Annotated in this window: 27 protein-coding genes and 1 tRNA gene; 21 read left to right on the top strand and 7 right to left on the bottom strand. The window is 54.4% G+C overall.

Annotated elements, in window-relative coordinates:
- Window positions 1-8: 8 nt before the first annotated feature.
- The 18 genes from ACQ86N_RS22060 to ACQ86N_RS21975 all read left to right on the top strand — a co-directional run bounded on the left by ACQ86N_RS22060 (window position 9) and on the right by ACQ86N_RS21975 (window position 14269).
- Entirely contained in the window at window positions 9-842 is an 834-nt protein-coding gene (locus tag ACQ86N_RS22060) for a RagB/SusD family nutrient uptake outer membrane protein (RefSeq protein ID WP_431216995.1), read from the top strand.
- Window positions 772-1083 (top strand): hypothetical protein, encoded by a 312-nt coding sequence (locus ACQ86N_RS22055; protein ID WP_431216994.1) that lies wholly within the window; start codon window positions 772-774, stop codon window positions 1081-1083. Before ACQ86N_RS22060 ends, ACQ86N_RS22055 begins: the two co-directional genes overlap by 71 nt.
- A complete protein-coding gene (locus ACQ86N_RS22050; protein WP_431217542.1) occupies window positions 1019-1516 on the top strand; it encodes a RagB/SusD family nutrient uptake outer membrane protein in 498 nt (165 codons plus the stop codon). The genes ACQ86N_RS22055 and ACQ86N_RS22050 overlap by 65 nt, the downstream gene beginning before the upstream one ends.
- Window positions 1517-1702: 186 nt before the next feature.
- Window positions 1703-2503: a hypothetical protein gene (locus ACQ86N_RS22045; protein ID WP_431216993.1), complete on the top strand. Its 801-nt coding sequence runs from the start codon at window positions 1703-1705 to the stop codon at window positions 2501-2503.
- 64 nt (window positions 2504-2567) lie between these two features.
- Window positions 2568-2996 carry a hypothetical protein gene (locus tag ACQ86N_RS22040; RefSeq protein WP_431216992.1) on the top strand — a complete coding sequence of 143 codons (429 nt, stop codon included), beginning with the start codon at window positions 2568-2570 and terminating at the stop codon, window positions 2994-2996.
- Window positions 2997-3139: 143 nt separating this feature from the next.
- The gene (locus ACQ86N_RS22035; protein ID WP_431216991.1) at window positions 3140-4036 is read left to right on the top strand and encodes a hypothetical protein; all 897 of its coding nucleotides are present in this window, start codon (window positions 3140-3142) and stop codon (window positions 4034-4036) included.
- 12 nt (window positions 4037-4048) lie between these two features.
- Window positions 4049-4453, top strand: coding sequence for a PKD domain-containing protein (locus ACQ86N_RS22030; RefSeq protein ID WP_431216990.1), 405 nt, complete (start codon window positions 4049-4051; stop codon window positions 4451-4453).
- The gene (locus ACQ86N_RS22025) at window positions 4431-4943 is read left to right on the top strand and encodes a glycoside hydrolase family 16 protein (RefSeq protein ID WP_431218094.1); all 513 of its coding nucleotides are present in this window, start codon (window positions 4431-4433) and stop codon (window positions 4941-4943) included. The genes ACQ86N_RS22030 and ACQ86N_RS22025 overlap by 23 nt, the downstream gene beginning before the upstream one ends.
- Window positions 4879-5091: a hypothetical protein gene (locus ACQ86N_RS22020; protein ID WP_431217541.1), complete on the top strand. Its 213-nt coding sequence runs from the start codon at window positions 4879-4881 to the stop codon at window positions 5089-5091. The genes ACQ86N_RS22025 and ACQ86N_RS22020 overlap by 65 nt, the downstream gene beginning before the upstream one ends.
- Before the next feature lie 78 nt (window positions 5092-5169).
- Window positions 5170-5670, top strand: a complete 501-nt coding sequence (locus tag ACQ86N_RS22015; protein ID WP_431216989.1) for a glycoside hydrolase family 16 protein — start codon at window positions 5170-5172, stop codon at window positions 5668-5670.
- The gene (locus tag ACQ86N_RS22010) at window positions 5651-5917 is read left to right on the top strand and encodes a hypothetical protein (RefSeq protein WP_431216988.1); all 267 of its coding nucleotides are present in this window, start codon (window positions 5651-5653) and stop codon (window positions 5915-5917) included. Before ACQ86N_RS22015 ends, ACQ86N_RS22010 begins: the two co-directional genes overlap by 20 nt.
- Before the next feature lie 114 nt (window positions 5918-6031).
- Window positions 6032-8080, top strand: a complete 2049-nt coding sequence (locus ACQ86N_RS22005) for a SusC/RagA family TonB-linked outer membrane protein (RefSeq protein ID WP_431216987.1) — start codon at window positions 6032-6034, stop codon at window positions 8078-8080.
- Window positions 8050-9174: a hypothetical protein gene (locus tag ACQ86N_RS22000; RefSeq protein WP_431216986.1), complete on the top strand. Its 1125-nt coding sequence runs from the start codon at window positions 8050-8052 to the stop codon at window positions 9172-9174. Before ACQ86N_RS22005 ends, ACQ86N_RS22000 begins: the two co-directional genes overlap by 31 nt.
- A gap of 132 nt (window positions 9175-9306) precedes the next feature.
- Entirely contained in the window at window positions 9307-10179 is an 873-nt protein-coding gene (locus tag ACQ86N_RS21995) for a RagB/SusD family nutrient uptake outer membrane protein (protein WP_431216985.1), read from the top strand.
- Window positions 10107-11192, top strand: coding sequence for a RagB/SusD family nutrient uptake outer membrane protein (locus ACQ86N_RS21990; RefSeq protein WP_431217540.1), 1086 nt, complete (start codon window positions 10107-10109; stop codon window positions 11190-11192). Before ACQ86N_RS21995 ends, ACQ86N_RS21990 begins: the two co-directional genes overlap by 73 nt.
- Before the next feature lie 43 nt (window positions 11193-11235).
- Window positions 11236-11937, top strand: a complete 702-nt coding sequence (locus tag ACQ86N_RS21985; protein WP_431216984.1) for a DUF3823 domain-containing protein — start codon at window positions 11236-11238, stop codon at window positions 11935-11937.
- A 362-nt stretch (window positions 11938-12299) separates the two neighbouring features.
- Window positions 12300-13022, top strand: a complete 723-nt coding sequence (locus ACQ86N_RS21980; protein WP_431216983.1) for a family 43 glycosylhydrolase — start codon at window positions 12300-12302, stop codon at window positions 13020-13022.
- Window positions 13019-14269: a glycoside hydrolase family 71/99-like protein gene (locus tag ACQ86N_RS21975; protein ID WP_431216982.1), complete on the top strand. Its 1251-nt coding sequence runs from the start codon at window positions 13019-13021 to the stop codon at window positions 14267-14269. Before ACQ86N_RS21980 ends, ACQ86N_RS21975 begins: the two co-directional genes overlap by 4 nt.
- 88 nt (window positions 14270-14357) lie before the next feature.
- On the opposite strand, the gene ACQ86N_RS21970 is transcribed toward ACQ86N_RS21975, so the two are convergent.
- The 7 genes from ACQ86N_RS21970 to ACQ86N_RS21940 all read right to left on the bottom strand — a co-directional run bounded on the left by ACQ86N_RS21970 (window position 14358) and on the right by ACQ86N_RS21940 (window position 18980).
- Window positions 14358-15734: a hypothetical protein gene (locus ACQ86N_RS21970; RefSeq protein ID WP_431216981.1), complete on the bottom strand. Its 1377-nt coding sequence runs from the start codon at window positions 15732-15734 to the stop codon at window positions 14358-14360.
- A gap of 4 nt (window positions 15735-15738) precedes the next feature.
- Window positions 15739-17127 (bottom strand): hypothetical protein, encoded by a 1389-nt coding sequence (locus ACQ86N_RS21965; RefSeq protein WP_431216980.1) that lies wholly within the window; start codon window positions 17125-17127, stop codon window positions 15739-15741.
- Entirely contained in the window at window positions 17127-17321 is a 195-nt protein-coding gene (locus ACQ86N_RS21960) for a hypothetical protein (protein WP_431216979.1), read from the bottom strand. Before ACQ86N_RS21960 ends, ACQ86N_RS21965 begins: the two co-directional genes overlap by 1 nt.
- Window positions 17322-17333: 12 nt before the next feature.
- Window positions 17334-17555: a hypothetical protein gene (locus ACQ86N_RS21955; protein ID WP_431217539.1), complete on the bottom strand. Its 222-nt coding sequence runs from the start codon at window positions 17553-17555 to the stop codon at window positions 17334-17336.
- An 85-nt stretch (window positions 17556-17640) separates the two neighbouring features.
- Entirely contained in the window at window positions 17641-17964 is a 324-nt protein-coding gene (locus ACQ86N_RS21950) for a hypothetical protein (protein ID WP_431216978.1), read from the bottom strand.
- Between the two features lie 89 nt (window positions 17965-18053).
- Window positions 18054-18434 carry an iron chaperone gene (locus ACQ86N_RS21945; RefSeq protein WP_431216977.1) on the bottom strand — a complete coding sequence of 127 codons (381 nt, stop codon included), beginning with the start codon at window positions 18432-18434 and terminating at the stop codon, window positions 18054-18056.
- Between the two features lie 144 nt (window positions 18435-18578).
- Window positions 18579-18980, bottom strand: coding sequence for a DUF4259 domain-containing protein (locus ACQ86N_RS21940; RefSeq protein ID WP_431216976.1), 402 nt, complete (start codon window positions 18978-18980; stop codon window positions 18579-18581).
- A 179-nt stretch (window positions 18981-19159) separates the two neighbouring features.
- Between ACQ86N_RS21940 and ACQ86N_RS21935 the strand changes: the two genes are divergently transcribed.
- The 3 genes from ACQ86N_RS21935 to ACQ86N_RS21925 all read left to right on the top strand — a co-directional run bounded on the left by ACQ86N_RS21935 (window position 19160) and on the right by ACQ86N_RS21925 (window position 20372).
- Window positions 19160-19233, top strand: a tRNA-Lys gene (locus ACQ86N_RS21935).
- Window positions 19234-19443: 210 nt separating this feature from the next.
- Window positions 19444-19701: an Arm DNA-binding domain-containing protein gene (locus ACQ86N_RS21930; protein WP_431216975.1), complete on the top strand. Its 258-nt coding sequence runs from the start codon at window positions 19444-19446 to the stop codon at window positions 19699-19701.
- A 146-nt stretch (window positions 19702-19847) separates the two neighbouring features.
- Window positions 19848-20372, top strand: a complete 525-nt coding sequence (locus ACQ86N_RS21925; RefSeq protein WP_431216974.1) for a hypothetical protein — start codon at window positions 19848-19850, stop codon at window positions 20370-20372.
- The last annotated feature ends 202 nt before the right edge of the window (window positions 20373-20574 follow it).

Raw genomic sequence — 20574 nt, 5'->3', positions numbered from 1 at the left:
ATTGCTTTATGCATAAGTATATACTAACGGCGGTTGCGGGTATGGCGCTGCTTGCCTCCTGTAAGAAATATATATCCTACGACCCGCACGACACCTATAAGGTGACCGCGCTGGACTATCTAAAGACAGAAAGCGACTACCGCACCATGGAAGTCAGCGTTTATACGCCGCTGCAGTGGCTGGACCAGGTAGTGCCGATCGGTGATATCGCGTCCGATAATGCCGTATCGGGTGGAGAGAGCGCCTCGGACGTGCTCGATCTGCAGCAGATAGACGATTTTACGCTGACGCCGGTCAACGGGACCCTGACGCAGATCTGGCAGTATGCCTATGAGGGCGTCAATCGCGCCAACTATCTGTTTCAGTACAGGGACAAGAATCCCGCGGGTCAGCAGGTGAGCTTTGCCGGTAAGGACGCGATGTATGGGGAGGTCTATTTTCTTCGCGCCTATTATTATTTCACGCTGGCAAAAATGTTCGGCGACGTACCGTTGTTTGTGGACAAGCGGCTGGATATCTCGAACTCGGGCACGCTGAAGCGGGTGGCGAGGTCAGCGGTCTATCTGCAGGCGGAGGCCGACCTGAACAGTGCAATAGCCGTGCTGCCGGCGGTGCAGGTGCAGAAAGGGAGGATCACAAAATATGCCGCGCAGGCGCTGGCTTGGGAAGGTATTTTTGTATCAGAACAAATACGATTCTGCGGCGACGGTGTTGCAGAGCGTTGTCAACTCCGGTGCTTATTCGCTGGTGAGCGATTTCTCATCGATCTTTTTGTCGGGCGGCGAGAATGGTCCGGAGTCGGTCTTCGAGATACAGTATTCCAATGCTTCCCCTTATTATGAGTGGTCGAACGTACTGCAGGGCCAGGGCAACTATGCCGTGCAGCAGTGCGGGATCCGCGGGCTCAGCGGCAGTGCCGATATGCCCTATGCGCCGGGGTGGAGCACCAACCTGCCGACGCAGAATCTGGCGGCGGCCTATTCTGCGGGCGACCAGCGCAAGGCCGTAACCGTGCTGGATATCGAGGCCTATAAGGCGGCCAATCCTTCGTATAATATCGCTCTATCAGGTAGCGCCGTATAAAAATACGGGCTTATACAATCAAAAGTATCTGCCCCGTAAAGGACAGACCTCGGGGCAGCCGGAGCTGAACTATCTGAACAATCAGCGGATCATCCGGTATTCGGACGTCCTGCTGATGGCTGCCGAGGCGTTGAATAAGAAGGCCAATCCCGATGATGTTACGGCTCAGGGCTATCTGAATCAGGTGCGGCGCCGCGCATTCGGCGATCAGCTGCACGATATCGGGTCGACGGGTTCTTCTCTGTACACGGCGATCCTGAACGAGCGGAGGCTGGAGCTGGCGATGGAAGGCGAGCGGTTCTTCGATCTCGTAAGGACGGGTCAGGCTGCCTCGGTGCTTGGAGCAAGTTTCAAAGCGGGCAAGAACGAGCTGTTCCCGATACCCGACCAGGAGATCAAGGTGTCGGGGCTAACGCAAAATCCGGGGTATTAATCTTAAAACGACAATCATGCGCTATAAACATATCTATTCGGTTGTTTTGCTGGCTGGACTGACCGGCGGTTGTAAGAAAAGAGTATAAAGACGTCTCCTTTGTTGCGACGGGTGCTTCGGGGTCGAAGGCCGGCGCTATGTTCACCATCACTCAGGACAATACGGGGCTGGTCACTATCGCTCCCAGTGGGGGAAGGGATAGTTTCGTATGAGGTGGTTTTCGGCGACACGACCAAGGAGGCGGCCACGCTGGCGGCGGGGAAGACGGTGCGGCATGTCTATGCGGAAGGGACCTATCAGGTGAAGATCACCGGCCATGACCTGAAGGGCGGGGTGTCGACGTCTACCCAGCCGCTGACGGTCTCGTATATCACGCCGCAGCATCTGGTGGGAAAGGTGAGTATTACGAACCTGAGCGTGAGTGTGTCTGCGACCGCACAGTACGCGACGTTCTATAAAATATATTTCGGGGATTCGACGGGTTTTTCGCCGGAGCCGTTTGTACAGACACTTGCCGGGGCTGCGGTGTCGCATACGTATGCAAGCGCGGGAACCTTTGTGATAAGAGTGGTGGCTCTGAGCGGCGGGGCGGAGACGGCGACCTGGAAGGATACCATTCATGTCTCGACACCGATCAGTCTGCCGGTGAACTTTGAAGATCCGAATACCGACTATACGATGTCGGATTTTGGCGGGAATATTTCCGTGCTGACTACGGACCCTGTGGGTGGCGGTAATCACGTGATCAGGACAATCAAGCCCGCTGGCGCCGAGGTCTGGGCGGGAACGACTATTGGCGGTGCTTCGGGTTTCCCGACGCCGGTGCCGCTGAAGGCGAATGCCGCGAGGATGAGTCTGATGGTCTATTCGCCGTCCGCGGGCCTGGATATCAAGCTGAAGGTGGAGGATCACAACGACGGCACACATTCTGTGGAGACCGACGTGCAGACCTCTAAGGCGGGACAAGTGGGAGACGCTTGTTTTTGACCTGACCCAGACCTCGCCGGGGACGCCCGCCTTCAACAGCGGCTATAGTTATGACAAAGTATCGGTGTTCTTCGATTTTGGGGTAGCGGGTTCGGGGAAGGTCTTTTATTTCGACAACCTCTCCGTGTTCACCTTGTCCCAGATAGACCTGCCCGTTAGCTTCGAGAGTGCAACGGTGGACTATTCGGTTTCCGATTTTGGCGGGGATGCGTCCAGCTATTCGGCGGACCCGGTGGATGCCACCAATCACGTGATGAAGACTGTGAAGACCAATGGCGCGCAGACCTGGGCCGGAACGACGATCGGAGGCGCGAATGGGTTTGCGACTGTCCTCCCGCAGACCGGGGCGCCTAAGATGACGATCAGGGTCTATTCCCCTGCAGCTGGTCTGGATATCAAACTGAAGCTGGAAGAGCATGGAGATGGTACCCATTCCGTGGAGACGGATGTGATGACGACGAAGGCCGGGCAAGTGGGAGACGCTGACGTTTGATTTCAGTTCGAATGCTTCGGGTACGCCGGCCTGGAATGCCGCCTATAAATATGATAAATGCTCAATCTTCTTTGATTTTGGAGCCGGTGGTTCCGGAAAGGTCTTCTATTTTGATGACGTAACACTTTTATAAAATGATTATTATGAAAAGGAATTTGAAATATTTGGCGGTTCTTTTGTTTTTGGCCGGGGCCGGTATCGTCGCCTGTCAGAAGACGGACTATGGCTTTGGCAAGATCAAAACACCGACCAATCTGACTATTACGGCTGTCGTTCAGGGTGTGGACGCCACTCATCCGGCCGGAGACGGGTCGGGGAATGTCACGATCAGTGTGACAGCTTCGGACGCGCTGACCTATAAGATACTGTTCGGGACGGGAGACTCGGTCGTGACCAGCAGTGGAGCTGCCAGCTACAAGTATACCACGCTGGACACCAATACCTATACTATCTCCGTCAACGCGATCGGCACCGGTGGTGCAATTACGACGGCGACGAAGCAGGTGAGGGTGCTCTATACGTTTCAGATACCTGCCGATGTCATGGCGGCGCTCACCAACGGATCTTCGCAGACCTGGGTTTGTGCGAGCGGGATGGCGGGGCACTTTGGTGTGGGGCCAAACACCACTTTTTCGGCGGACTGGTATAAGGCACAGCCGAACGAGAAGCCTTCGTGTGCCTATGACGACGAGATCACATTCACCAAAACGGGGGCCAACAGCATTTCCATGACCGTAGACAATAAGGGGGAATCATTTCTGATCTCGGCGGCTACGGCTGCTTATGGCGTCGGCGGTCCGGACAACTGTTATGCGATCGCGACCGGAGGAACGAAGAATCTGGGTTTTGCGGGGGCCAGCACCGGTTCTAATTCATCGAACTCTACCGGGATCCAGTTCACCGTGCCGGGTAATGGAATCGTCGATTTCGGTACGGGGGCGAATACCTATGAGATACTTTCCCTGTCGGGTGGAGTGATGACCCTGCGGAATATCGGCGCTGACGGGAATGCGTGGTACCAAATACTGAAAACCAAATAATAATTCTTACATATGAAAATCGTGACATTTGCCCTGCTGTCGGTGTTGCTAATTTCTGCTGCCTGTGGTAAAAAAAGTGCGGAGGGGCCTTCCGATACGGCGCCTTCCGGGTTGACCGTTCAAACTAAAGTCAATGCCGATAGCAGCGGCAATGTTATTTTTACGGCGGCGGCGACAAATGCCGTCAGCTATGACTTCGATTTCGGAAATGGGGTCTTCCAGACGGTGCCTGGTGGGGTCGTCACCTATAAATATCCCGCTTCCGGCAATTATTCCGTCAATGTGATCGCCAAAAGCGCGGCGGGTCTAACGGCTTCCCAGTCGGTGCAGGTGACCGTCATCGTGAAATCCTCTGTGGTCTGGGCCGACGAGTTTGACGTACCCGGTTCTCCCGATGCATCGAAGCTGGGGCTATGATATCGGTACGGGGTCGGGCGGCTGGGGTAACAACGAGCTGGAGTACTACACTTCGCGGACGGACAATGCAATCGTCTCGAACGGAACGCTGAAGATCATAGCCAAAAAGGAATCCTACAACGGAAGCGCATACACCTCGGCCCGGCTGCTGACGAAGGGGCTTTTCTCCTGGCAGTACGGGAAGATAGAGGTCCGGGCGAAGCTGCCGGTGGGAAAAGGGACTCGCCCGGGATCTGGATGTTGGGCAATAATTTCGTCACGGCTGGTTGGCCGGCCTGCGGGGAGATCGATATTATGGAGCAGAACGGCAGCCAGAAGAATACCATTTATGGGACCATGCACTATCCGCAGCAGAAGAATGCCAATGGGGACGGGGGACTACGACGGTTGCGACGGCCGGTACGGATTTTCATCGTTATGCCGCCATCTGGTCTGCGGCCAGCATCCAGCTGCTGGTAGACGATGTTGTCTATTATACGCTGCCCAATAGCAGCGCCTTTCCTTTCAATCAGAACTTTTTTATTATTTTGAACCTGGCAATGGGAGGGAATTTTGGGGGAGCGGTGGACACGGCCTTCAGCACTCGACCAGCTGGAAATAGATTATGTAAGGGTTTACCAGTAATTTTATGCATATGATACACACGAAGACAACGGGATTAGCCGTGCTATTGCTAGTCTGTATGGCGAGCTGCGCCACCTGCCAGGAAGAAGCTGGTGTTTTTTGACGACTTTTCAGGGAAATCGCTCGACCGCGGCAAATGGAATGTCGAGGTTTCCGGAATGCATGTCAATAATGAGCTGCAGGGTTATGTCGACAGCAGCGCGACTATTTATCTGGAAAACAATGCGCTTGTACTGCGACCGCTGTATGCTCCCGGGTATGTGAGCAAGGATGGGCAGCATTTCGATTTTGTGTCGGGGCGGATCAATACGAAGGGGAAATTCGATTTTAAATACGGCACCGCCGAGGCGCGGATCAGGCTTTCGGACGGACAGGGACTCTGGCCTGCCTGGTGGATGCTGGGCAACGGCGCCTGGCCGGCGACGGGGGAGGTAGACATTATGGAGTATGTTGGAGAAAAGGACTGGGCGAGCGCTGCGGTACACGGCCCGGGGTACAGCGGTGACAAAGGGCCGGTGGCCAGGGCTTATTTTGACAAAGGGAACGGCGTGACCCAGTGGGCATATCTATGCGGTGGACTGGACTCCGGATAGTCTGACCTTTAAATATGATGGCCGCCGGGTATTCGGGATCTCCAGGGCTTTTATCTCTCCGAAAGGGAAATGGGCTTTCGACAATAATAAATACCTGATCCTGAATTTTGCTGTCGGTGGTGTATACCCGGCAAAAGTGAATGGCATCAAAGAGCCCTATTATGGGCTGTCTGCTTCTACGCTGGAGCAGATCAGGAAGCGCGAAGCCAGGATGTGGGTCGACTGGGTGAAGGTCACCCAGGACTAGCCCTAACAGAACCTTAACTGAAAAAGTTTAATTATTCGCTTTGTTAGCGAATAATTAATCCCGCTATTAGGCCTGTCTGAGTAGGTTGCCGTTACAAAATTAAACGGCTTCCGTATGAAGAGAAAATTACTTCCCGAACAGGGCTGTTACTGCTATGCCCCTGCTCTAAAGCCACCTGCTGGCTTGTTTATTCTACTCCTGTTATTATTGTTAGCCCTTCAGTTTCCCGCACTGGCGCAGCAGACGGGGCCGCGTTCGACGGTGACCATGACCGGGAGGGTCCTGAACGAAAAAGGCGAGCCCCTGGGGGGAGCGAGCGTCAAGGTAAAAAGGGGAGGGGGCACCTCTACTGACTCCTCGGGTCATTTTTCTGTAAAGGGACGGGTTGGGGAGGAACTGGTCATCTCCTATATCGGTTATGCGGAGTTCCAGTATAAGATCGGTGATCAGGCGAGGGAGATCAGTGTATCGCTGAAGGCCATACCCGGCGCCGGTAGTCTGAACGACGTCATCGTGGTTGGTTATGGTACGCAGAAAAAAGCGAATGTCCTTGGCGCCGTTTCGGTGGTAAAGGCGCCTGAGCTGGTCGTGACCAAGAATGAGAATGTCGTCAACATGCTGACGGGCAAGGTCCCTGGGCTCCGGATACAGCAGATGAGCGCCGAGCCCGGCTCGTTCAATACGCAGTTCGATATCCGCGGTTTTGGTATACCTATCCAGACGACTCCGGGCGCAACGACCGGCAATCCGACTCCACCGCTGATCATTATCGACGGGGTGCCGCGAGGCGCAGGTGATCTGGCTCGTATGGACCCTACGGAGATCGACAACGTGTCCGTGCTGAAGGACGCTTCTGCCGCCATCTATGGTGTAAAAGCCGCCAACGGCGTCATTCTGGTGACGACAAAGCGCGGGGGCAGATCGGGTGGTAAATTCAGCATCACCTATTCGGTCAACCAGAGCTGGCAGCAATTCCTTGACGTTCCGAACCCGGTGAATGCCGTTCAGTATATGCAGCTATGGAATGAGGCGGCGAGGCGCAATTTCAACAATAATGTGGTCGGTACCGCTCCCCAGACCTATTCGGACAGTACGATTGCGCTCTATACCAGCGGGAAGCTGCCGTCCACCAACTGGATGAAGGCGATCACTCAGCCGCTGGCGCCGGAAACACAGCACAATCTGAATATGTCCGGAGGCAACGACAAGATCAACTATTTCTTCGATCTTGGATATCTGACGCAGGGGAGTCTTTTCAAGACCAACAGCATCAACTACAACCGGTGGAATTTCCGCAGCAATGTGAATATCAATTTTACCAAACGGCTGCGGGGAGCCGCGCTGGTCTCCGGCTACAAGGATCTCAAGAACGCTCCGAGCCAGTCGGTATGGGTGATCTTCAAATATGCGGAGAACCTTGTGCCGACGGATCAGCCCTATGCCAACAACAATCCGAAATATCCGAGCCTCGAGCCGGACAATGATAATCCGGTAGTTATGACGAACTCCGACCTGATCGGGCAGAGTACGTTCAAGAATACCAATTTCCAGGGGCAGATGAACCTCGAATACGATGTTCCCGGTATCGATGGGCTGACGGCTAAGGCCATGTACAATCTCGGTTATAATGTCACCGACAATACGGTTTCGCAGAAGGCCTATACGCTGTATACCTACGACAGGGGAGCGCAGACCTACAACCCAACGCTGGCCCATTCCCCGTCGACGATACAGCGGCAGTATTATACCAATACCGGTACGCTGATGCAGCTGTCTCTGAACTATAAGCGACAGCTTGGGGGCGTCCACAATGTAACGGGTCTGGCCCTGTACGAGGAGTCCTACACCACCACGGATAATTTCAGTGCACAGCGGAGCTTTTCCCTTGGCATCCCTTATTTGTTTGCGGGCAATGCCGGAGACGTCAACTATCTGAGCGCCGGGCAGGACAAGGGCAACCTGATCAATCCCGTGACCAAGAGCTGGGTTGGCCGGTTCGACTATGACTATAAGGGACGGTACCTGGCAGAGTTTTCCTTCCGGGAGGACGCTTCCAGCAAATTCAGCCCGATCCGGCGCTGGGGTTTTTTCCTGCGGGGATGGTCGGCTGGCGGATCAGCAACGAGCCTTTCATGGCTTCGGTCGTATCTCCCGGCATTCTGACCAACCTGAAGATTCGCGCCAGCTATGGCGTTTTGGGGGATGACCGGGCAAACAACTACCAGTGGATCGCGGGCTACAACTATCCTGGTCCGGGCGCTGTGATCAACGGCAGCTATGTGGGAGGTATCGCCCCGCAGGGCATACCCAATCTACAGCTGACCTGGATGCAGTCGAAGACGCTGAATATCGGCACAGACTTCGATATGTTCAATGGGCTGATCGGCGGCAGTTTTGACTATTTTGTCCGTAACCGCACGGGCATACCCTATATACCGAGCGCGCAGGTGCCCGGCACGGCAGGTTTTTCGATCAACCAGGCGAACCTCAACAGCGACCGGACGAGCGGCGTAGAAGTCGTGCTGACGCACCACAATGTCTACCGGAAGGTTGCCTACAATATCAGCGGTAATATCGGCATCAGCCGGGTCAGGAATATTTACTTCGAACAAACCCGAGCCAGCAGCCAGTATGACCAGTATAAAAATGCCATCGGCGGGCGTTATGCGAATATCTGGTGGGGTTATTTGTATGGCGGGCAGTATAGCAGCTACAACCAGATATATAATTCCAGCGTAAATACGGGGGGCGGCAACCAGTCTGTCGTGCCCGGGGACTATTATTATCAGGACATCAACCATGATGGCGTTATCGACGCAAAGGACCAGGTGCCTCTGGCTACGAGGGATATTCCTATTGTGAACTTCGGCGCAACCGTCAGTGCGAGCTGGAACAATTTCGATATTTCGGTGCTGCTGCAGGGCGCGACGGACTATCATATACAGTTGGCCGAGCAACTGGCCCAGCCGCTGATGTACAACCGGAGTGCGCTGGTGGAGTTCATGGACCGCTGGCATACTGCCGACCCGAATGCCAATATGTTCAACCCCAACACGACGTGGACCGCGGGCAATTATCCTACTTCTTCCTCGCCGCCCGCCGATGGTTCGAAGGCCGTGCAAAACGCCACTTATTTGCGTGTGAAGACCCTCGAGGTCGGGTATTCTTTGCCGCGCAAACTGCTGAACAAAGCTGGGCATCCAGAGTTTGCGGGTCTATGTCAACAGCTACAATCTCGCGACGCTTACAGGGGTTAAGTATTCCGACCCCGAGCACCCCGGAGCGGTAGGAAGCACTCAGGACTTTAATATTTCACAGGCCGGCTATTTGTATCCGCTGAACAGAACTTTCAGCGCAGGTGCATCTGTTAGTTTCTAAAAATGAAAATCATGGACAAAGTAAAATATCTGTTTGTTATACTGGTGATCGCTGTCTCTGCGTCCTGCCACAAGCTGGACACGCCTCCACTGGGTGTCATCGCGGAGACCGACGTCTTCACCAATGCCAATGCCGTACAGGCCTATATGGCGAATGTTTATACCATGCTTCCGATCGAGGATTTTATCTATGAACCGAACCACGGATTTATGACGGGCGACGGTGGACGCTGGCAGTGTTTTTATCATACCGACGCCATCGACGGCGAGATGGTGGGCCCATTTGGGGGAACGGGCGATGCAGCACAGGGATTTGGTTACTGGCCTTATGACAAGATCCGGATCATCAATGTGTTCATCAGCACCCTGCCTTTGTATGCGAAGAACTTCACGCAGGACCAGGTGAATCAGTGGCTGGGTGAGGCCTATTTCTGCCGTGCTTATACCTATTTCGCGCTGGCCAAGCGTTACGGCGGGGTTCCGATCGTGAGGACGGTGGTCGATCCTGCCACGCCAATTGCTTCGTTGCAGGTGCCCAGGAATAAGGAAGAGGACGTGTACAATTTTATCGCTTCGGATTTTGACAGTGCGTTTGCGCTGATGAAGGATCCGGGTTCAAGCGCGACCCCGGGATTGCCAATAAATATGCAGCTGCTGCCTATAAGTCCCGCGCCATGCTATATGCGGGTACCATCGCCAAATATGGTGCTACGAACTTTGTCGACGGTCCTGCCAGGCAGCAGGGGTTTGCGGGTATACCTGCCGGAGATGCCGCTAAATTCTTCCAGGCAGCCTATGATGCCGCCAGGCTGGTGGAAGGGCATTTCAGTCTCTATACGGGCGGCTATCCCGACAAGGTGCAGAACTATGTGGATGTATTCCTGAAGCCGAATAACGAGAGCATTTTTCTGCGTCAGTACAGTCTTTCCGATCCCAACCGGAATAACGACAATGCGGGTCCGCATAGCTGGGACGCGACGATGACCTGCCGGATCATGACGGCGGACGGTCTGTCCCGGGCCTATCCGACGCTGGACTTCGTAGAGCGGTTCGGTTCGCTGGATTCGCGGATCGTGGATGGTTCCGGCGCCCCGGTGCGGTTTACCAGTCGCGCGGACCTGATGCAGGGGCTGGAGCCGCGGTTGCTGGCGACGGTCTATTTTCCGGGTGCGACGCTGCGGGGTGTAAGCTTCGACGTGCAGCGGGGGATCTATAATACTTTTTCGGGAGGGGCCGCGCAGGAGAAAGCCAACGATCTGACCTCGCCCAATGACGTACAAAATGGACCAGGCACCAATTTGTGGCTTGGGGATATCAATGCCGTTGTCACCGGCAGGAACGTGATCGGTCGGGCGGGGGTCAGCACCTCGGGCGATGACCTGACGAGGACGGGTTTTTATGTCCGCAAATATGTGGACTATGGCAAGGCGGCGTCCGCCTGCGGTCTCTATCAGAGCGGACAGAGCTATATCGACATGCGGTATGCGGAGGTGCTGCTGAACAGAGCGGAGGCGGCGATGGAGCTGGGCACGGCCGATATGCAGGCGGATGCGCTTGCCGACGTCAATTTGCTCCGCGACCGGGCGGGGGCTGCCCCGGCTACGGCTTCGCTGACCATCGATACGGTACGCAACGAACGCTGCAAGGAGCTGGCCTTCGAACACCAGTACTGGTGGGATATCCGCCGGTGGAGGACGGCCGACCAGGTGCTGAACCAGCGTAACTGTTATGGGCTGCTGCCTTATTATGTGGCGTCGGAGAGCAAGTATATCTTTTTGAAGCAGCTGGAGACTTTCAAGCGGACCTATACTTTCCAGAAGCTGTGGTATTATGAGCCGCTGCCGGGCGGGGAGTTGTCGAAGAATCCCAATTTGTTTCCGAATAATCCGGGTTACTAAACTTTAAAATGAAAATCTTTATGATCAAGCAAATATTCGTTGGGTGGTTCTGTTTGACGGCGGCGGCGCTTTTGGCTGCACCAAGACCGATAACTATCCCGGACCCGATGCGGCATTCCAGGGGAATATCATCGACAGCGTCACGGGAAAGAACATGCTGACGGAAACGGGCGGCCTCCAGATAGAGCTGCGACAGATCAGCTGGACGGCGAATCCGTCTCCTTATGATATCCCTTCCAAGCCTGACGGAACTTTCGAGGATACGAGGATCTTCAGCGGGCACTATAACATTATTCCTACGAAGGGACCTTTCTGGCCGCTGGCGGACAGCACGATCATGGACATCAAAGGGAATACGACGCATGATTTCAAGGTCATGCCCTATCTCGAGATCGTCAACACCACGCATGTCCAGTCCGCGGACTCTCTGGTGATGACCTTTCAGTTGCAGGCGCCCCGCACCGTTGGACTGCCGCAGCTGTCCGATGCCAGACTATTTGTGAACAACACGCCCTATGTGGGCAGCGGCGCCAATATCCAGTCCTTCTATAATCAGAGCGCCGCTTCGGTGGCGATCAACAGCGACTGGAATGCTACGATTGCCGCGACTACCTACCGGATGGTTGTGCATAATCTGCAGGCCGGATGGACGTATTATGCGAGGGTTGGGGTGAGGGTGAATGATAGTTATAAGAAGTATAATTTATCCGAGGCGGTACAGGTGGTGATGCCCCCGGGGAAATAGGGGTCGCGCCCCGCGGGGGTGCGACCGCCGCTGGTGCCCGGGTTCCGCTGGGGTCCAGGCTCCGCTGGGGTCCGGGTTCCGCTGTTTTTCGCCGGGGTGGATTTTGAATTTGTAAATAATTATTATGATGCGTATACGATCTGTTTTCGTTGTTGCGGCGTTGTTCCTGTCCGTTCCTTTGTGGAGTGACGCGCAGAATCCCTTTGTTACCGATATCTATACCGCGGATCCGTCGGCCCATGTTTGGGCTGACGGCCGTCTTTATGTTTATCCGTCGCACGACGTCGCGCCGCCGCGGGGGTGTGACCTGATGGACAAGTATCATGTCTACTCTACGGACGATATGGTACACTGGAAGGATCATGGCCAGGTTCTGGAGGCTAGCCGAGGTCGGCTGGGGCCGGCCGGAGGGTGGATTTATGTGGGCTCCGGACTGCGCGTACAGGAACGGCACTTATTATTTTTATTTTCCGCATCCTACGGGCAGCGGGAAAGAGTGGAACAGCACCTGGAAGATTGGCGTGGCGACCAGTAAGGAGCCGGCCTCCGGTTTTAAGGTGCAGGGTTTTATCGGGGGGCTGAAATCCATGATCGATCCCTGCGTGTTTGTCGACGACGACGGGCAGGCCTATCTGTATTATGGAGGGGGTGGGAAATGCGAAGGCGGAAAACTAAAAGACAATATGATGGAGGTCGACGGGGCTATGCAACCGATGGTCGGGCTTCAGGATTTCCACGAAGCGAGCTGGGTACACAAGCGTAACGGGGTCTACTATCTTTCCTATTCCGATAACCATGACTCCGCGGGGCAGCACAACCGGATGCGGTATGCGACCAGCAGCAGCCCGCTGGGACCCTGGAAGTACCAGGGCATCTATATGGATCCGACGGACAGCTATACCAATCACGGGTCGATCGTGGAATATAAAGGGCAGTGGTATGCGTTTTATCATAACAGCTCGGTCTCGCATTTTGACTGGCTGCGGTCGATCTGCGTGGATAAGCTGTTCTATAATAGTGATGGGACGATCAAAAAAGTAATTCCAACAAAGACCGGACCGGGTCCGGTGGGGGGAGCGAAATGATGAAGCAAATAATATTGGGCATGGCCTGCCTCTGGTTGATAGAGGTGGGCGCTCAGCCTTTGGCGCCCCGTGCGCCAAAGGTTCGTTATTCCAGCTATACCGGATTGGTGATGGCGGGTTACCAGGGCTGGTTCAATACGCCTGGTGACAGTGCGGGCCGGGGCTGGCATCACTACGAGCGGCGGGGTGTATTTGCACCGGGTTCGTGTGAGATCGATCTGTGGCCGGATGTCCGGGAGTATAAGAAGACCTATGCTACGCCTTTTTCTTACGAGGATGGTTCGGTTGCATCGGTCGTTAGCCCTTATGACGAGTCGACGGTGGACCTGCATTTCAAATGGATGAAGGACTATGGTATCGACGGGGTATTCATGCAGCGGTTCGTGGCGGAGATCCGCAATCCCAGCGGGAAGCGGCATTTCAATACCGTGCTTGGGAGCGCGATGGCGGCGGCGCGGCGGTACGACCGGGCTATTTGTATCATGTACGACCTCAGCGGCATGCAGCCCGGGGAGGAGCAGTTGTTGCTAAGCGACCTGGACGAGCTTTCTTTGCAGTATGATCTATTGGGAGGATCGAAGAGCCCGACCTATCTGCATCACCGGGGCAGGCCGCTGGTGGTGGTATGGGGTATTGGTTTCAACGACCGTCGTCGCTATGGTTTTGGTGAAGCGGAGAAGATCATCGACGGCGTGCATGCGCGGGGATTTAGTGTGATGGTGGGGGTGCCGACGTACTGGCGGGAGTTGGGGCGTGATGCTTTGCCCGATACGACGCTGCACAGGCTGATCCGGAAGAGTGATATCGTGGCGCCGTGGATGGTAGGGCGTTATGACGCTGCCGGCTATCCGGCATTCAAGGGATTGATTTCTTCGGATATTGCGTGGTGTGCGGCGGCGGGGGTGGATTATGTGCCGCTGGCTTTCCCTGGATTTTCGTGGAAGAATATGAATGGTCCGTCTTCGCGGGCGATAGCGCGCGATCGGGGACGGTTCTTTTGGCAGCAGGTGGCCGGTGCACGCGCGGCTGGTGCGTCGATGTTATATATCGCGATGTTCGACGAGGTGAATGAGGGGACGGCGATATTCAAGTGTAATACTGTTGACCGGGTTCCGGTGAATGGGAGTGGTGGGTTTGTGGGGATCGATACGGACCTGGGTAGCGATTATTATTTGTGGTTGGCGGGGCAGGCCGCGGCGTGGTGGCATGGGAAGGGGGGATACGGGGAGGAGGTGCCGAAGAGATAGGGGGCTGCGGTTCACGTAGTGGTGTAGCGATGGTTCACGCGGGAGTGTGGCGATGGTTCACGAGGTTGGTGTCGGCGCGGTTCACGTTTTAGGGTTTGAATGGTTTGATGATCCACTGGGCGCCGCCTTTGAAACCGACGGGTCCGGGTTTATCCCGAAGGAGACCGTTGAGACGATAAAAATTGGAGAGCTGGCGGGTGATGATCGCTTCGCCGGCTCCCACTTCTATCAAATTACCCCCCTGATCGGCTCCGTAGCCGCCGAGTGCGGCCGAACGGACATCGGCAACATAGCCCGGCCAGTTACCGCTGGACCAGGTATATCCAAAGAGGAGCGGCGTTACTTCTGCCAGCTCCATTTTCTTTTTCCATTCAAGTCCCAACTGCACGAACAGTTCGCCCGGGCAGGCGGCGATGGCGATATTATTATTGATCAATATCGTTGAAAGATGGACGTTATAGTCGAGTTTTTTGTTGAACCGGCCGGTGAAGTGGACGGAGTCTTCGAGCAGCTGGAGTGGGGTATTTGTTGTCGCACCGGTCACCGGGGTCGTGGATGCGGTTGCCGGTGAAAGGGTTTTGGCGAGTTTGACGGTCTGGAAGGCCAGCAGCTCGCCGGTGCGTTCCATCGGGGCATAGTCGGTCTGGAATGGGTCATCTGGTCCTTTGCGGCGGGAGCTGATCTGGAGCGACTCGATGTTTCCGCCGGCTCCCTGTATGAAAAGACAATTGACCTGATTGTCAAAGGCTTCTTCGACCTTGCGGCTGGCGACGCCGGGATAGTCGGCGCTGACGGCGTAGTTGAAACAAACAATATCCGCATGGCAGGCGTAGTTCATCAGGATAACTTTGGGCTGACCCTTTTCATTGTCGATGCGGATCACGCCTACTTCCGGGTCGACGGGGCCGAAGGGGATGCGTTCGGGATTCTCGGAAGTATACTTGTCGTCGCTGAACCAGGATTCCCGGGAATGGCCGTCTTCCCGGATGATAAGCCTGTTAAAACCCAGCTGGGGAAAGGTTTTGCGGCCCGCGGCGATATGCGCCGGGAAGAGGTGGGTCTGGGATTCGCCTACAGCTTTTATGATCTGGTCTTCATAGAACGTGGCGAAGGGATTGCCCTGCTGGAGGGATCGTTTACCGTCGGGCTGGGGTTCCGAATGGTTATGAGAAGAGCAGAGCAGGACCTGGCTGATGCCATATTTTTCTTTGCAGAGTTTTTCGATGCGTTCGCTGGTAAAGACAGCGAGGTCCACGGCGACGAGGGCTAGCTTCAGGTCGCCGGATTGCAGCACCAGGGCGCGGGCGTAGACCGAATCGTGGATGGGTTCTTTGGTTGGGGGTGTGATGTTTATTTTGGCCGTACCGGCCATGAGTTGGGTTTGTCGGATGCTGCCGGCTGACGGGTTTTGGCCATGGGTGTTTAGCGCGGAGACAGAGAGAAGGAAGATGAGTATTTTTTTCATGGAATTAGTGTTGACTGTTGTTTAGAATGAATGTTACGATAGGGGTGGGGTCGTCGGCGACGTCAAAATGACCGGCTCCTTTTTTGAGGATCACGCTCATGTTGCCGCCGAGTTTTTTGTATTTCTTTTGCGCCTGATCCGTACTGGCCGGAAACCAGGGGTCTTCGGATCCGCAGAGATGGAGTATGGGAATATGCGCATTCGCCAATGGGCTCAGTGTATCGGCCAGTGAGGTCCTGGTCTGGACACTCTTTAGCACGGGGTTCTCCGCATAAATGGCCGATACTTTTTCGGGATTGTTGATGGCCCAGAAGTAGGCTTCTCCTCCGCCGGCGCCTCGCCCTTCCATCACAGGTTTCCTCGAGAAGCCGTGGCTGGTGAGCAGGAGGTAGATATCATCCCATTGTTTTGCTATCGGTCCCGGTTGTTCGGTGACGGGTGTTGCGACGATATAATAACCTTTCGCCAGCAGTGCCAGGTCTACGGGCTCCGTCCCGGAACCGATGCGGTCCGCTTTGAAGACCCATGGATTACCGGGCGCGGGTTGTTTGGGGACGAGGATGGTCATGCCAGTGAGTCCGAGCCAGTTGGGGCTATAGCTGTCATAGCGGGTATAGCAGTCCGTGAACAGCGGTCCGCGGCAGGTCGCGTATGTGCTTTCCGGCATAATGGCTATGTACTTATTCGCGTAGTTGTAGTAATAGGATTTGATGAATTTCGTCGCCGGCAGGAGGGGGAATTTTGCGTAGAGGCTGTCGTCGAGGTCGACGCCGCTGTTGTAGTTGGCTTCCATCCAGCCGGCTATCAGCCTCGGGTCGCGCAGGCTGTGCGGGTGATGGGGCGGCCCTTCTTTTATCATCAGGGAGATCCTTCCGCCGAGGCGGTGATAGATATCTTCAACGGGCAGGGTATATTTTTGTAACAGAAAATCATAGCTGCCAACTACGTGCAGCAGCGGAACGTCGTGCCGTGCCAGGGCCGTGAGACCGGCAAAGCCTTCGGGCCGCAGGGCCGGGTTGTCGGCGTACATACAGGCGACCCTGTCAGGGTGCATGGTCCCCCAGACGAATTCGTTGATGCCGCCGCGGCTCATGCCGATAAAGGCTGGTTTGGAATTGAGGCCGCGGTTGATGAGCCAGGCATACCAGGCGTCCCAGTGCCGGTCGGCATCGTCCATGATCCAGGCGATATGGAAGCCGCGTTTGAGGAGTTCGATCTCTGTTTGGGGCTCGTGGTCCCAGTAATAGCCGCGCCAGCTCCAGGGATTGCCGCGTGCCGCGTGTTTGGGAGCGACGACGACGCAGCGCAGCCTGCCGCGTTCGGCGGGTTTTGCGCCGAATTTTTCGTCTTCGGGGCGTTTGTAGGGAGTGACTTCGAGGGTCAGCTCGTCCATCAGGTAGTCATAGCGGTCGAAGCCTTCGTGCCGGTGGTTTTTTCGCCGGGGAAGGCGGGTTGCTGGGTGTTGGGCGCCGGCTCGTGGTTGTTGGCCATGGTTGCCGGCTGTTGGCGGGAGGCCGGGGGGACGGGTTGCTGGCCGACGGTTGTGATGGCGGTAATTAGCGGGAGGATGAATAGCAGCAATCTCATAGCGTATATTGTTTAGTTGCGATCCTGTTTTTGGTGGCGAAGAAGGCGTTGATCGTGCCTTGTTGACTGACGGGGAAGAGTGCGTCGCAGTCGCTGACGATAAAGCCGCCCGATGGCGTGGCGGAAGGGGACGAGGTGTATCTCGCGGATCTGGCGTTCGGAGAGCCCCATGTCGTGGGAGTCTCGTCCGCCCATGACGGCGCCGTGTACCGCAAAATGTTTAGGGGTGACGATGAGTCCTTTCGACTGGTAGCCTTTGATCCAGGCGCCGCGGTAGCGCCGCTGCCGTAGGAAAAGCCGTGGACGGCCTCGACCTTGTTCATGGCGGGTATGCCGAGTGCCGGAATGCCGGGGATACCCCGGGCTTCGCGGAGTAGTTCCATTTTTGAGCAGGGGTCATGGCTGCCAGGAGCAGGTCAACGCGCTGGTCGACGGATAGGGAGGTGTTGAGCCAGGGTTTGGCGGCTAGCGCCGGTTGGTTGGCAGCGGTTTTGGAATAGCCCACCTTAATTTCCCCGTCGGCTGCCAGCGCCGCTGCGGGTGGCGTTGGCAGAAGAGTTGACGGAAATAAAGCCGGACTGGGCGTGGAGGGCCAGGGGGCCGAGAAAAAGAGGACCAGCGATCGTTTTGCAATGTTGAGCATGGGCGAAGGTGGCAAACAATTTTTAGCGATTAGCCATTGCAAACTTGCGCCGAAAGGGTTAACGGGGTTCTTAATAATCTCTTAATCCTCTATTTTATTTTGGATTTTTTTGTTTTAGCGGCTGCCTTGTTCTCCGCTATCCGGTATTTTACGATTTTGGTTATTAGGCTGACGGGCAGGGGTTGGTCGAGGGGGAACTGGATGGTGCCTTTGGATAGCTTGTAGTTCGTGAGTTCCTTTTTGAAGATCTGGATGACGTCGGGCTTGGGGTAGAGGCCGATATGTTCCTTGTAGCCGGCGTACCAGACCAGCATGCCGTCGAGTTTGAAGGCGGGGATATTGTAGCTGATGGTTTCTTCCGCGGTTGGAGCGGCTTTTTGGATCAGCGACCGGATCTCGGTGAGGGCTTTTTTAGTTGCTGGCGGGAAGGTAGAGATGTATTCGTCGACGGTCTGGAATTTGGTTGGCATATGTCTGGAATTTGAATATAAACTTACGCCGACCGGGTGGGAGGGAGGATACGGGAAAACGACAAAAGGGGTGGCTTTTTGCGTCAGGGCGCGGGACCGCGGGTGATGCCATGGCCCCGCTGCACGGATTGGGTTGGCGGCGGTTTACCCCAACCGGGTCGTCAGGTCCTTTTCGATATTCAGCCAGTCTTCGGCATGTCCGGCTTCTTCCCAGAGTTCGTAGAGTTCGTTGTCTTCGGGATCGGTGATCCTTTCGAGGGCTTTTCTGCAGTCGTCGATGAATGTCGGGGTGATGCGGGCGGCGATGGCGGCGAGGCGGTCGGCGGTTACGTCTTCCGGGAAGTCGGTGGAGCGGCGTCCTCGGGCTGCGGCGACGATCTCCAGGGCGGCGAGCGCTTCACTGGCTATATCAGAGTCGAGGAACTCGTCTTCGAAGACGCTGTCGATGGTTTCTTCGAGGAGGGTGATGGTGGGGTCTTTTTCGAAGTCGAACATCCAGTCCATTGCGGTATCATTGCCGAAGTTGGTAATTTCCCATGCACCCATAAAATTTGTGGTTTTTGGTGGTGGGAAGATATCAAATTTTCCGGATGCCGGCATTCAGGGGGAAAATGTTGATAACCATGTTTTTCCCGTTGAAAAATATTAGCCGAAAAATTTGTCGTCAATTGTTTTTACCGTATTTTTGCACTCCCAAAAACAAAGACACCCTTTGGAATGGGAATGATTCCGTAGCTCAGTTGGTAGAGCAATACACTTTTTAATGTATGGGTCCTGGGTTCGAGTCCCAGCGGGATCACTGGTTCAGTTTCAAAAGCGTCTTTCGAGACGCTTTTTTGTTTATATAACGCTTATCAACCGCTTTTTCGTCACTTTCTGTATCATTTACGATCATCCTCATCCATCCTGTTCGAGGGGGATTTGGGGGGATGCTAAATCGTAAATTTATCCCCCCCACGCCCTTTCAGCGATCGCCGGGGAGCAATCAAAAAACTCAAAAAATGATTGTATGAAGATTGCAGAAAACTTTTCGCTCCGCATGTGTCCCGAATTGAAAGAGGTTTATTCCGACGGCAAAGCTCCTATTTATGTAAAAGTGACCGTTACCGGTTCGAAGGCAAAAGAATTTTCTACCGGAATAAAGGTTATTCCTGAATTATGGGATGAATCGTCCTGGTGGGTGCGCGGAAAGACCCCAGACCTTTTGGCGATCAACAACCGCCTAACGCAAATCCGGGCGAAACTTGAAAAACACTACTTTTTTTAACACTCGAATATGATGTGATCACCGCGCAGTTGCTAGTTGATACATCAGTTTCAAAGGAAAACAGTAGTCACTCAAATATTGCTAAATTTGTATATGAGCTATCGTAATAAATTGAGAAGAGCCGCCATCTGGCTACTTAAACAGGTATGTGTTCAACCGAAAGTTGTAATAAAAAAATTCTCGGTAAAGATGTTAACCTTCAAGCATATCCTTGGATTAAATTAAGTAGTCTGACCACCAGAAGATTTTCGAAAGAAATTTTGCGTGAGGCCGTCGATTTGCTGCTAAAGAATAAGCATATTGATATGCTAGATAATCAATTAGACAGATTTGACATTCAGATAAAATGCACCGATGAGGGCGCCCGTGCTTTAAGGGAAGGAGTTTACCATGATGATATCCGAAACTATAGGGATGACAAGATCAGCAAATGGTTAAATTGGCGAGTGGGACTTGTGGGGATACTTCTTGCGATATGCTCATTTGTGTATACCGTATTTAAAGACCACGGCAAATCAACTAATACGGAACGTACTCAATCAAGTCCGATAAAATCTGACCCAAAAGGACAAAATCCAAAATCAACCTCGAATGATATCCAAAGTCCAGTCAGAACAATTCCTCATATCCCCAAAAACGACTCATTAGCTTTACCCAGAAAAGGCAGTTGATTTTTTTGGGCTTTTTCAAATCGACAACCGCAAAGGATAGCAATTGCTATTTTGGACAGGAACAGCAAATAGAACAAGTGTAGGCTGACAATCAATCAGTAGTCGATGCGCACGATGCCATTTTGGATAGCAAACAACACGAGCCCGATGCGGCTTTTAACGTTGAGCTTTTGGAATAAAGCATCCCGATAGTTTCTTGATG

The sequence above is a fragment of the Puia sp. P3 genome (assembly GCF_050632245.1).
GTDB lineage: Bacteria > Bacteroidota > Bacteroidia > Chitinophagales > Chitinophagaceae > Puia.
This window is presented reverse-complemented; position numbering and strand designations above follow the sequence as displayed.